This window comes from Raineya orbicola (assembly GCF_002843425.1).
In the GTDB taxonomy this organism is placed as follows: Bacteria; Bacteroidota; Bacteroidia; order Cytophagales; family Thermonemataceae; genus Raineya; species Raineya orbicola.
In genome coordinates, this window is sequence record NZ_NKXO01000011.1 from 24641 (window position 1) to 37867 (window position 13227).

Genomic DNA, 13227 nt, shown 5'->3' on the forward strand with positions numbered 1-13227 from the left:
CAAATGCTTTTCAGTTTCTTAAACAATTCTATTCTGTTATTTGTTCGGGATACTTTGTTCTATGATTAAGGAACTTTGCTTACCCTCACAGAAAATTAAGTCTATCACACTTAGATTCTCCTCAAATTTATTGCCAAACACTTGCAAATAAGGATAAGGTTTGTAAAAATCTTTGATTTTATCTGTTTTTTTAGGGTGTATTACTGAACGTAAATCCTGCCAATCAGGACTTAAATCTACATATTTTTCAGAGAAAAACCAAATTTTTTGCCAACCTAAAATTTTTAGACAATTTGTCATTAAGTTTATATTCAAATCTAACAAAAAGGCAGGCTTTTGGTACAAAATATTTTGAAAACTCTCTGCAAAATATTCAAAAAAGGGTGCTTTCCCATACGCCGAAGCAATACTACGCCAATGTACATCTACCCAGTTTTCACTATAATCTATGCGTATATCTTTGAAAACTTGCTTACCCAAGTGTTTTATGGGTACGCTCAAAAGCATTTTTCCCTGCGAAGTATTGATATAGCACCTATTACGATAGCTCTGTTTCTCATAATATTCAAAAATCTCTAATTCAATTTGCTCTGCCTTTCGCCAAGCACAAAAATATGCTATGCTTGGTAGATATTGAGGTTCTATAATTATATGCATCAGAACGAATTAAAAAGCAAATAACGAATATTTTTTGGTATAAGCAAAGAAAAACGAAATTTTACACCAAAGATTTTTCAAGAATTATAAATTTTCTGTGATTTACGAGATTTGTTTCTGTTTTTTCAAAAATTTGCTATGACAAAAATCACCCCAAAATTATCTATCATAAAACAAACAAAATTGTATTTTTTTCAAAAAAAACCAAAAAAAATTCGGCTCTTACAAATAAATTTATTATTTTTGCAGATAAAAATTCTTAAAACAAGAACGCAATGAGAAAAATTTTACTACTTTTCTTGCTTATTAGTTTTGGAAATTACATTGCCCAAGCTACCCACATTGTAGGGGGAGAGTTACAAATGACTTTTCTTTCAGGTACCACTTACCGAATGACTTTGAATATGTACTGGGACAGAGTTTCCGTAGTAAAAGACCCAAATATTAATATCGGCTTTTATCGCAAGTCTAACAATACACGTATTCAAATCTTAAATCTACCGCTTGTGCAAGAAACTGACCTTCAATTTCCTGTGGATACTTGCACTAATCAAATTCTTTTACGCTTTACCAAACTTGTTTATGAAGCACAAGTAACACTTAACCCTGCGAACTATTCTGACCCACAAGGCTATTATGTAACTTGGGAAAGATGTTGCCGAAACAATGCTATCACCAATATCGTAGCCCCAGGCAACGCCGCTAATTCCTTCTATTTAGAGTTTCCTGCTATTATTCAAGGGGGTAATCCTTTTATCAACAACAGCCCTGTGTTTCCTACACCGCAAACGAGCTATTTATGCTTAAACAATAGCTTCACTTTCCCTTTCGGAGCTACTGACCCCGATGGCGACCAACTCGTATATTCAATGGTTACGCCCTACAATGGCATTGCTTCTAACTTTAATGCAAACCCAACCCCTCCTGCAACTTATAGCCCTTATCCTCCCCCTGAAATTACTTGGGCAACAGGCTATTCTGCTACAAATGCAATTCCCAGCAATGTAGGACAGCCCCTCACCGTAAACCCTACAACAGGTCTGCTTTCGGGCAACCCAGGCAGAACAGGATTATTTGTTTTTTCAGTACGTTGTGAAGAGTACCGAGGTGGTGTAAAAATCGGAGAAGTCCGCAGAGACTATCAGATTTTAGTAAAAAATTGCCAAGAACTAAATCCTAATCCCGAAATACGCTTACAATTGCAAGACAATAGCATATACAGCGAAAATACCTTATACGAATTAGATGCCAACAAAGGTTTATGCCTAAACTTACAACTTTTTGACACTCCCAACCAGAATATCCGTTTAACTTATTTGCCTCTTAATGCCAACGCTCAAAGACTAACACAAAATAATTACCGACCTTTCCGAAATGCTAATAATCAGCCTGTTGGTGGTGTTAGTATCAATAGTTCAGGCATTGGTGTAGTGCGTTTCTGTTGGCGAGAATGTTTGTATAGCTTCCGAGGAGATGAAATCTTTGAGTTCGGTATCGTTGCTGATGACCAAGGTTGTCCTGTAAAAGGACTTGATACACTTTTTGTAAAGTTCAAAGTCAAGCCCCGTTTCAATAATCCACCTTCACTTTCTATTATTTCGGCTACACCCAATTTTAATGTTCCCACGCTTACAGCAAATCCTTATTTGCCCGCAGGGCAAGAGGTAAAAGTTACCTTCCAAGCCTTCGACCGAGATAATGATTCCCTTAAAATCTTTGCTGTAGGCAGAAATTTCAATATAGATAGCCTTGATATTACTTTTACACCCAAAGAAGGCAAAGGACGCTTTACCACTGATTTCATTTGGAAACCTGATTGCAGATTTATCAATATCAATGGACAGAATGATGAATATTTAGTGGATATTTTCCTTGTGGAAAAAAATAACTCCTGCGATATTGCCGATGCTCAAATGACTATCAAAATAAAAGTTCGTGATGATTTTTCTAATGTAGATGGATTTTCCCCTGCAAACATCTTCACTCCTAATGGTGATGGCATAAACGATTACTTTGAAATGGAAAATTTGCCCGCAGTCGCAGATTTCAATAGGTTTTTACCTGCTGATAATTGTTTATACAAATACAATGGCATTAAAATTTACAACCGCTGGGGAAAGCCCGTATTTGAAAGCAAACAACGTGATTTCAAATGGGACGGCGGCAACCTTCCCACAGGAGCATACTTCTACGTAATAGATTACACCTCACGAATTTTCAAAGGAACAGTAACGATAATGAAGTAAAATTTCTTTCTCACCCATATTACAGAGCCTTTGCCTACAAGCAAGGGCTTTTGTTTTTTTAGCATATCTGCTTAAACCATTAACATTTACCAAACAAAAATTTCACTTTCTTACCTCCTGTTTCCTGCCTCTTACATCATAACAATTCCCCCTCTTTTTACGTATAGCTTGCAAAAAATTTGTTAGATTTGCAAAATTTCTTTATTTTTCGCTTTTCATTCAACCTTGCAAGTTTATGGATAAATATTCGTATATCGCCAATGCACACGGCAATTACGTAGATGAATTGTACCGTGCTTACAAAGCTGACCCTACTTCTATTGATGAATCTTGGCAAAAATTCTTTGAAGGATTTGAGTTTGCTGAAAACTACAATGGTAATGGCTACGCCTCCGAAGGTTTAAGCCCCGAAATGGCGGCAAAAGAGGCAGGCGTTTCTCGTCTGATTTTTGCTTATAGAAGCAGGGCTCATTTACGCTCAAAAACCAACCCCGTCCGCCAACGCAAATCCCGCAATCCTTGGCTTGATTTAGAGCTTTTTGGTTTGAGTGAGGCTGATTTAGATACGGTTTTCCAAGCTGGCAATGAGCTGGGAATAGGTCCTGCTACTTTACGAAAAATTATTGATACGCTCAAATACATCTACGAAGGTACTATCGGCTTTGAATTTACGTACATACGCGAACCCGAAGTGTTTAATTGGCTTCGTGATAAATTTGAAAAAGATGCCCTTGCTTTCAACCCTTCTATTGAGTTCAAAAAAAGAATTTTACACAAACTCAACGAAGCTGTTGTTTTTGAAAACTTTTTGCATACCAAATTTTTAGGGCAAAAACGCTTTTCTTTGGAAGGTGGCGATAGTGTTATTCCCGGACTTGATGCCCTTATCAATAAAAGTGCCGAATTGGGGGTAAAGGAAGTAGTTATCGGAATGGCACACCGAGGCAGGCTCAATGTGCTTGCCAACATTATGGGCAAAACCTACGAGCAAATTTTCAGCGAGTTTGAAGGAAAATCCAGCCCCGACCTCACAATGGGCGATGGCGATGTGAAATACCATATGGGCTTTGCCAGCGAAATTACTACTCCCGAAGGTAATACCGTAAGTTTGCGTTTAGCTCCTAATCCTTCACATTTGGAGGTAGTAAGTTCTGTTGTGCAAGGTTATTGCCGAGCCCAAATTGATGAGGAACTTTTTGATGAAAAGTATATTTTACCCATAATGATACACGGCGACGCCGCTATTGCAGGACAAGGATTGGTATACGAAGTAGTACAAATGGCAAAATTAGATGCCTATAAAGTTGGCGGAACCGTACACGTAGTAATCAATAACCAAGTAGGTTTTACAACTGATTTTGACGAAGCTCGTTCCAGTATCTATTGCACAGATATTGCCAAACTCATTGATGCTCCTGTTCTGCACGTCAATGGTGATGACCCCGAAGCAGTTGTTTTCTGTTTCCAACTTGCCGCAGAGTTTCGTCAGAAATTTCAGCGTGATATTTTTATTGATTTGGTTTGCTATCGCAGGCACGGACACAACGAAACAGATGAACCTCGCTTCACTCAGCCCAAGCTCTACAATGTAATTGCCAAACACCCCTCGCCACGCGAAGTTTATGCTCAAAAACTTGCCTCTTTGGGTAGCATTGACGCAAAACTGATTGAAGAAATGGATAAAGAACTTCGGCAGATGTTGCAAGTTCGCTTGGACGAAGTAAAACAAAAACCTTTACCTTACCACTATACACAACTTGAAAAAGATTGGCAAAAATTGCGTAAAGCTCGCCCCGAAGATTTTGATGCTTCACCCAAAACTGCCATTTCTTGGGAAATGATTGAAAAAGTAGGAAAGGCACTCACCACAATCCCCGAAGGGTTCAAAACTATCAAGCAAATTGATAAACTTCTGCAAGATAGAAAAAAAATGTTTTTTGAAGAAAAACGCTTGGATTGGGCTTGTGGCGAACTTTTAGCTTATGGCTCTTTGCTTTTAGAGGAAAAAATTGTTCGTATGAGCGGGCAAGATGTAAGACGAGGAACTTTTTCCCATCGCCAAGCCGTATTGCGTGATGCTGAAACCAATGAGCCTTATTTCCTTTTAGACCATATCGTACCTAACCAAAAACAGCCTTTCCGTATCTATAACTCACATCTTTCGGAGTTTGGGGTAATGGGATTTGAGTTTGGTTACTCTATGGCAAACCCCAATGCCTTGGTTATTTGGGAGGCTCAATTCGGTGATTTTGCCAATGGCGCCCAAGTAATTATTGACCAATTCCTTTCTGCTACCGAAAGCAAATGGAATCAGCAAAATGCTTTGGTGCTTTTGCTTCCTCACGGCTACGAAGGGCAAGGTCCTGAACATAGCTCGGCTCGTTGGGAGCGTTTCTTGCAACTTTGTGCCGAATACAATATGGTAGTAGGTAATTTTACAACCTCTGCCAATCTGTTCCACGCTTTGCGTAGGCAACTGGCTTGGGAGTTTCGCAAGCCTTTGGTGGTAATGTCGCCAAAATCATTGCTTCGTGCCGAAGAAGTTTATTCTCCTATTGAGGATTTCATCAATGGTTCTTTCCAAGAAGTACTTGATGATAACTACGCAGACCCTAAAAAAGTGAAAAAAGTACTTCTTTGCAGTGGTAAAATCGCCGTTGATTTGTACCGCTATCAGCAAAAAAATGAACGCAAAGATGTGGCAATAGTACGTTTAGAACAACTCTATCCTTTCCCTCAAAAGCAATTAGAAAAAGTTTTGAGCAAATACAAAAAAGCCAAGCAAGTTTGGGTGCAAGAAGAGCCGCTCAATATGGGTGCATACAGCTTTATGCTGATGCATTACGATAGAAATTTAGAGGTAATTTCTCGTAAAGCCAGTGCCTCTCCTGCTACTGGTTACAACAAAATTCACGAAAAAGAACAGCAAGAAATTATCCAAAAAGCATTTGAGGCATAATTTTTGCAAAATTGCTTGATGTAACCCGCAAGCGACAGCATCATTGGAAGTGGTGTTGTCGCTTTTCAAAATTTTTCACGTATGCTAAACAAACTTTTATTCACTTTCTTTTTTGTTTGTTTTGGGGCAAAATCAATTTTTGCTCAAATCAAAATTTATCCTATCACCCAAAAACAACAACAACCAACAAATACTTTACAAAGAACCGCCCCTTTGAATTTGCCTTTTTTTGATGATTTCCTTGGTAAAGAAATTGATAACAACCTTTGGCAAAATGCAGGGGCAAGTGTTACCAATGGCATTGCCAAAAATCCTAAAAGCAGAGGCGTTGTAACTTTGGATAGCTACAAACAAAACGGAAAAGCCTACAATATTACTTCGCCTATTGCCGAAGGCTACTCCGATACGCTTACTTCTCGCCCCATTGATTTAAGTGGCTATTCTCCTGCAAGCAATGTATTTTTGAGTTTTTTTGTGCAAGAACAAGGTCTCGGCGAACAGCCCGATAACAGCGATTTTTTGCTCTTACAAGCCAAAGATATAAACAACAATTGGCTCAATATTTGGCAGAAAAATGGCAATTCTACCCCAACAAACGAGTTTGAGCAAGTAATTTTTCCGCTTACCAACCCTAATTTTTTTCACGTTGATTTTCAGTTTCGCTTTTTGCGTTATGGTAGAATTTCAGGAAATTTTGATGTTTGGCATATAGATTATGTGTATCTAAATCACAGCCGAAACCCTGCTGATACTTGCTATCCTGATATTGCTACACGTCAGAGCATAGGCGGGTATCTGAAAAAACTTTCTGCAATGCCTCTCAAACATTTCAAAGAACACCCTAATCCTGCTTCACTTCTTGCAGATACTTTATTTTTCAGAGTAAAAAATTTGAGTTGTAATTTCAGGGTCATCAACTACACTGCCGAACTCAACGACCAAATAAGCAATAGCAACCTTTTAGCGAGTTTGCCCATTACTGCTCCTGTTTCAAATCCTTTCATCATTTTTCCTGATGATGATTTTGTTCTCAAAGTAAAACCACAAAATTTTTCCTTGCCACCTTCGGCTACTAAACTCCAATTAGAAACCAAACTAACTATCAATGTAAGCGATGGAAATACGGTTATTCCTCCCATAGATTTTAGAAACAATGATACTATTCGGCAAGTAACAATTTTGGATAATTATTATGCCTACGACGATGGCGAAGCCGAATATGTAGCGGGGGTTAATCAGCGTTTGGGTAGAATTGCAGTTCGGTTCGTTTTGCCCCAAGAAGCCCAACTTTCTGATGTAGATATTTGCTTTTTGCCTTTCATCAAAGATATGAGCAATCAGACTTTTGTACTTTCTGTTTGGAAAAAAGTAAGCGGTAGAACGCAAGAAGTGCTTTTCCAAAAGGCTTTCCCTATCAAATACCCCAGCCAACCGAATGGTTTCGTTCGCTTTCCTGTGGATAGTTTTCAGACTCTTTATGTAAAAGATACCATTTTCGTGGGCATACAACAAACTACTGATGATTTGCTTGCTATCGGTTTTGATGCCAATAACAATTCTTTTGATGAAGTTTTTTACAACATTGCAGGCATTTGGGAGCAAGAAAGCAACATCAGGGGCAGTTTGATGATTCGTCCTGTATTCAGAAATGATGCTATCACGGCTTTGAATGAAAGCCCTGAAAGTTTTATTCAAATTTTTCCCAACCCTGCTCAAAATTACGTTCAAATTACAGGAATTTCTCCCCTTCGTGTAGAACTCTACGACTTACAAAGCCGAAAGCAAAATTTTTCTTGGGATAAAACTACCCAACAATTACATTTCAATCTTGCCAAAGGTCTGTATTTGCTCAAAATACAAGACCCGAAAGGAAAATGGTGGCAGAAAAAATTAGTTGTAAATAACTAATTGAGCATTTTGAAAAGTTATGCTCAAAAAAAATAAAATTTTTTGGTTACCTTTCAGCGTTTTGCTGTATCTACGTACAAATGAGAGATGAGGAAATTTTAGAGCGTATCCGTAAAGGTGATGAAACTGCTCTACAATATCTTTACAAGAACAATTACCGAACTATTCTTCGCTTGGTTGTCAAAAACAACGGCACAGAAAGCGAGGCAAAAGATGTTTTTCAAGATGCTCTCATTTTGCTTTGGGAAAATGTCAGAAAAACTGATTTTACACTGACCTCAAAACTGAGTACGTACTTATACAGCATTTGCCACAATTTGTGGCTTAAAGAGTTAAAGAAAAAAACGAGATTTTCGGATAAAGACATACCCGAAGCAACTATCACGGAAACCCATAGCTGGGAGCGTGAAGAGAGAATTAAAATTATGCAATCTTGCATACAAAAATTAGGTGAATTGTGCCGAAAAATATTGCAGTATTACTATTTTGATGAACTTTCTATGCAAGATATTGCCGAAAAGTTGGGGTTAGCCAATGCCGAATCGGCGAAAAGTAAAAAATATAAGTGCAAAAAAGAATTAGACGAAATAATTAAAACACATTTTTCCACCAAAGATTTATTGGATTGAGTTATGAAGGACACTAAATTTTATGAAATGGATTTTATTGAGGCTTATGTGAAAGGGAAAGTGTCGGAAGCCGAAAACCAAATTATGCAAAAACTTATTTCCCAAGATGCCCAGTTGGCATCAGAAGTTGAATTGCAAAAAGATTTGCAAGAAGCATTGGCACGTACTCGCAGAGCCGAACTCAAACAATTGCTTCAAAACACCCCTGTTCCTACTTCTACTTTTGCACCTACTATCTCGCAATGGATTGCAGCTAGTTTTGGCATAGTAGGTTTGGTAGCAATGATTTGGTTTTTTGTGAAATATTGGGGTAGTGAAAAAACTAACCAAAAGCAGGCTGTTGTTTTGAAAACTCAAAATGAAACCTTGAAAAAAGACGAATCTAAACAAGTTGTTGAAAACACCACTACAACTACTGAAAACTTTGCAAGCCAAAATACTCAAAAACTTACAATTGAAAACAATCAAAAGCTAAACGAAAGCAAAAAAGCAGAAAAAAACAAAGATTTTACCAAAGAAATTTTCTATCAATATGATGGCAAGAACGTTCTACAAATCTTTGGGGACTTTAGCTATGAAATTTTAGAAAATATCCCTACCAAAGATGGTGAAAAGAATTTCATATTTGTTCAAAACAAATTCTATGAATTAGTGCCTACTCCCGAAGATGAAGTGAGAAACTTAAAAGAAAATGAAGTTAAAAATCCTGATTTGATACGTTTACTTTCCGAAAGGTTAAAAAACAAATAGCAAAGTAGTCCGCTCAGTAGCGGACTTTTTTATGCTCTCACCGAGAAATCTTAGCTATATTCCTCAAAAATCCATACTTGCAAATGTAGAGAAAGATTTTTAGTTTTGCGGTGTATTCCGTCCTTGCAAAAAATTATATGACCTCTTTTCCTTCCAAACTTATTGAAGATGCCGTGAGTGAGATAGCCAAGTTGCCGGGCATTGGTAGAAAATCAGCTTTTCGGATAGTTTTACATCTTTTGAAACAAGAAACTTCTTTTACTGAAAACTTAACATCAGCTCTTACACGTTTGCGTAATCAAATTCGTTACTGCTCACGCTGTTTCAATATTTCTGATGAAGAAGTTTGTTCTATTTGTACAAGCTCTCAACGCGATACAAGCGTTATTTGTGTAGTAGAAAATTTCAAAGATTTGCTCGCTGTTGAAAATACAGGGCAATTTAGGGGCTTGTATCACGTTTTGGGCGGGCTGATAGCACCCATTGAAAATATCACACCCGACAAGCTCAAAATTCAAGAGCTTATTCAAAGAGTTGAGAATGAAAACATTTCGGAAATTATTTTAGCTCTCTCGGCAAGTATAGAGGGCGATACCACTGCTTTTTACATCACCAAACAGCTCAAACATCTTACTCATCTGAAAATCACATCTTTAGCTCGCGGCTTACCTATTGGTAGCGAATTAGAATATGCCGATGAAATCACATTAGGCAGAAGCATTCAAGCAAGAGTAGCTTATGGCATATAATAGGTGAAAAATGTTTTTAGACATACAATACTAATTTTTTTCAATGAAAAACACGCACCCTCTTTTCAATCTGATTATTATTACCTTGGTAGTTTTCGGAGCTTCGGTAGTAGCTCAATTTGTGGGCATACTCACAGCCTCATTGGTAGTAGGCAAAGATTTGGTTGAAGTTACAAATATTTTACTTGAAAAATCCAGCAATTTTCCCCAACAACGAGAAATTCTGTGGATTATACAGGCTTTTTCTTTGCTTGCAGGTTTAGGCGGTGGAGCTTTCTTGTATCAATCGTGGGTAGCACGTGGCAGTTTTTCAGATTTGAACCTTAATCCAAAAATAGATAGACCTGCTTTGCTTTGGGTAATAGCTGTTTTCTTTTTTGTTTTACCGCTCATTGCTCAAATTATGCAGTGGAACAAGGAAATTCATTTCGGAATTTTTGATGAGTCTATCCGCCAAACCGAAGCAGAGTTAGAGCTACTTACCCAAAAACTTACTCAAATGCACGATTTCGGTGATTTTCTTATAGTGCTTTTGATAATTGCCATTATACCCGCCTTTGCTGAAGAGTTTTTATTTCGTGGGCTTGTGCAAAATGAATTTCTGCGTTGGTTCAAAAATCCGCACTTGGCGGTTTGGGTTACAGGAGCAATTTTTTCAGCTATTCATTTTCAGTTTTTGGGCTTTTTCCCCAGAATGATTTTAGGGGCATTGCTGGGATATGTGTATGTATGGTCGGGAAATATTTTCTATCCAATGCTTGGGCATTTTGTAAATAATGGCGTACAAGTGCTTGCCTTGTACTTAGCTCAAAGAAACCTTGTCAGCGAAGAAATAGGCAAAGATGATTATCAATTCCCGTTTCTGGTAACTCTTTCTTTTGGACTACTTTTTGCTATTTCTTTACATTTTTTCTATAAAAGGCAAAAAGCAAATGCTCAAACTTTTGAAACTTAACCCTTTGAACCCCCACTTAACCATTCCCAAGTTTTTTGCAAGCCAATTTTCAAGGGAGTGATAGTGTAACCTAATTCTTTTTGAGCTTTTTGGCTACTCACTTGCCAATCGTACAAATATTTTTTCACAAATGGCGGTGTAATGAGCGGTGCAGAACCTATCAGGCGGGTTTTTAGCATTTGCAAATGAGCAAAACCACTCATAACAGGTACAGGCAAAGGCATAAGCCAACGTTTCTTCCCTGTAATTTCTGCAAAAGTTTCAAAAAGCTCTTCATAACTAACATTTTCGCCTCCTAAAATGTATCTTTCTCCATTTTTACCTTTCTGCATTGCAAGCAAATGCCCTTGTACAACATCATCAATAAAAACATAATTGCCAATTTTTTTACCATTGCCGGGCAAAATTCGCCACTTGCCTTGTGCATATTTTTCTAAAAGCATTGTTACGGCATTGCTTTGAGAACGTTGCCCTCCGCCATACACACGCGTAGGATTGACCGTAACCACTTCTACTCCTTTATCCAAGAACTTTTGGACTTCTTTTTCTGCTTGGGCTTTGGTTTTTTCATATTCGGTGCTTAATGGGACACGCAAAGGGGTATTTTCGGTAATCATTTCGCCATTGAGCGAAGCACCTAAAACCCCCGCCGTAGAGGTCAGCACAATGCGTTTTAATCTCAATTTAATTGCCGTTTGAACGATATTTAATGTACCTTGCACATTCATTTCGTAAAAGCTATGCGGATTTTTATCCCAGACTTTCGCCTGTGCCGCCAAATGATACGCCTGCTCACATTCCTGCATAGCCTTTTGGATTTTTTCTGCCTCCAGTAGGTCTCCCTGAAAAGGAAACACATTCGGCAAGTTACTAAACATCTCTTTGGCTTTGGAAATAGAACGCACCAAAATATGCACCTCATTTTGAGGATTTTCGGCTAATTTCTTAACCAACTGCTCACCTACAAAGCCTGTAGCTCCTGTTACAAAAATTTTCATATTATTTCCCGATACAAAATTTTGAAAAAATGTAATCCAGTAAGTCTTCGCTTGTTACTTCGCCAATAATTTCCCCCAAATACCGAATAGCCTCACGAATATCCGCCGCCAGCAAATCGGTTGTAATCGCTGTTTCAATATCAGCCAAAACTTTTTGCAAGGACTGATACGTTTTGGCAAGGGCATCGTAATGTCTTACATTGCTGATAACAATATCCGAATGACTTATTTTTTGCTTCTTGACAAGCTCAATGAGGTTTTTTTTCAGTTTTTCTATCCCTTTTTGTTCTTTGGCAGAAATACACAAGGCATTAAGTGTTTTTTCCAATTCAGCAATTTTTTCAGCAGAAAGTTTATCTGTTTTGTTGAATAAAATAAAATAAGGCTTTTGCAGATTTTGCAGTTCTTTTTGCAAAAAGTCAAGATTTTCGCTCATTTCTGAGCTATCCACAAGGTATAAAATCAGAGAGGCTTCCTGCATTTTTTGCTTGGCACGCTCTACGCCAATGGCTTCAATAGTATCTTGCGTTTCACGCAAACCCGCTGTATCAATGAAACGAAAACGAATGCCGTCCAAAACGATTTCATCTTCAATAATATCGCGTGTTGTGCCTGCAATATCCGAAACTATAGCTTTTTCCTCTTGCAAAAGCGTATTGAGCAAAGTAGATTTTCCTGCATTAGGCTTGCCCACAATAGCCGTTGGAATGCCATTTTTCAGCACATTCCCCCAAGCAAAAGATTGCAAAAGCTCATTTACGTATTGCGTAACATTTTGAAGAAAACTTTTTAGCTCTGCTCGGTTGGCAAATTCTACATCTTCTTCGGCAAAGTCAAGCTCTAATTCCACAAGTGCCGCAAAACGAATAAGCTCACTACGTAACTCTTTGATTTTCTGCGAAAATCCACCCCGCATCTGTTTCATAGCGACCTGATGAGAGGCTTGTGAGGTAGAAGCTATCAAATCGGCAACGGCTTCGGCTTGGGCAAGGTCAAATCTACCATTCAAGAAAGCCCTTTTGGTAAATTCGCCTGCCTCTGCCATTCTTGCCCCTTTGGAAAGCAAGCGTTTTAAGATTTGCTCTACAATATAAGGCGAACCGTGGCAAGAAATTTCAGTGCTATTTTCTTTGGTAAAGGAATTAGGCTCGTGGAAAACACTCACTAATACCTCATCAATAATTTCACCTTTTTCACTTCTGATTGTTCCAAAATGAATGGTATGCGAAGGAACTTGGGTTAAATCTTTGCCTGAAAAAATTTCATTGGTAATTTCTATGGCATTTTTTCCTGAAACCCGAATTACTGCAATAGCACCTACCCCCGCAGGGCTTGCAGGAGCTACAATCGTATCGCTAAGTGTATGTGTAAGCATT

The 13227-nt window shown here is 38.1% G+C and carries 10 protein-coding genes; 7 read left to right on the top strand and 3 right to left on the bottom strand.

Annotated features, from left to right (window positions below; genetic code table 11):
- Positions 1-36: 36 nt before the first annotated feature.
- Positions 37-657: a WbqC family protein gene (locus Rain11_RS04460; protein ID WP_101358139.1), complete on the bottom strand. Its 621-nt coding sequence runs from the start codon at positions 655-657 to the stop codon at positions 37-39.
- Between the two features lie 275 nt (positions 658-932).
- Here Rain11_RS04460 and Rain11_RS04465 point away from each other — a divergent pair, with 275 nt between their 5' ends.
- From Rain11_RS04465 to Rain11_RS04495, 7 genes are all read left to right on the top strand, one after another.
- On the top strand, positions 933-2903 hold the full coding sequence (locus tag Rain11_RS04465) for a T9SS type B sorting domain-containing protein (RefSeq protein ID WP_101358140.1): 1971 nt from the start codon (positions 933-935) through the stop codon (positions 2901-2903).
- 235 nt (positions 2904-3138) lie between these two features.
- The gene (locus Rain11_RS04470; protein WP_101358141.1) at positions 3139-5862 is read left to right on the top strand and encodes a 2-oxoglutarate dehydrogenase E1 component; all 2724 of its coding nucleotides are present in this window, start codon (positions 3139-3141) and stop codon (positions 5860-5862) included.
- An 81-nt stretch (positions 5863-5943) separates the two neighbouring features.
- Positions 5944-7770, top strand: a complete 1827-nt coding sequence (locus Rain11_RS04475; protein ID WP_101358142.1) for a T9SS type A sorting domain-containing protein — start codon at positions 5944-5946, stop codon at positions 7768-7770.
- 80 nt (positions 7771-7850) lie between these two features.
- Positions 7851-8399 carry an RNA polymerase sigma factor gene (locus tag Rain11_RS04480; RefSeq protein ID WP_101358143.1) on the top strand — a complete coding sequence of 183 codons (549 nt, stop codon included), beginning with the start codon at positions 7851-7853 and terminating at the stop codon, positions 8397-8399.
- 27 nt (positions 8400-8426) lie between these two features.
- On the top strand, positions 8427-9149 hold the full coding sequence (locus Rain11_RS04485; protein WP_133121505.1) for a hypothetical protein: 723 nt from the start codon (positions 8427-8429) through the stop codon (positions 9147-9149).
- Positions 9150-9286: 137 nt separating this feature from the next.
- Positions 9287-9898, top strand: a complete 612-nt coding sequence (recR, locus tag Rain11_RS04490) for a recombination mediator RecR (protein WP_101358145.1) — start codon at positions 9287-9289, stop codon at positions 9896-9898.
- A gap of 43 nt (positions 9899-9941) precedes the next feature.
- On the top strand, positions 9942-10853 hold the full coding sequence (locus Rain11_RS04495) for a CPBP family intramembrane glutamic endopeptidase (protein ID WP_101358146.1): 912 nt from the start codon (positions 9942-9944) through the stop codon (positions 10851-10853).
- On the opposite strand, the gene Rain11_RS04500 is transcribed toward Rain11_RS04495, so the two are convergent.
- Both Rain11_RS04500 and mnmE read right to left on the bottom strand, forming a co-directional pair.
- Positions 10850-11851 carry an NAD-dependent epimerase/dehydratase family protein gene (locus Rain11_RS04500; protein WP_101358147.1) on the bottom strand — a complete coding sequence of 334 codons (1002 nt, stop codon included), beginning with the start codon at positions 11849-11851 and terminating at the stop codon, positions 10850-10852. The genes Rain11_RS04495 and Rain11_RS04500 overlap by 4 nt on opposite strands.
- Before the next feature lies 1 nt (position 11852).
- Complete coding sequence (gene mnmE / locus Rain11_RS04505; protein ID WP_101358184.1) at positions 11853-13226, bottom strand: tRNA uridine-5-carboxymethylaminomethyl(34) synthesis GTPase MnmE; 1374 nt, start codon at positions 13224-13226, stop codon at positions 11853-11855.
- Position 13227: the final 1 nt, after the last annotated feature.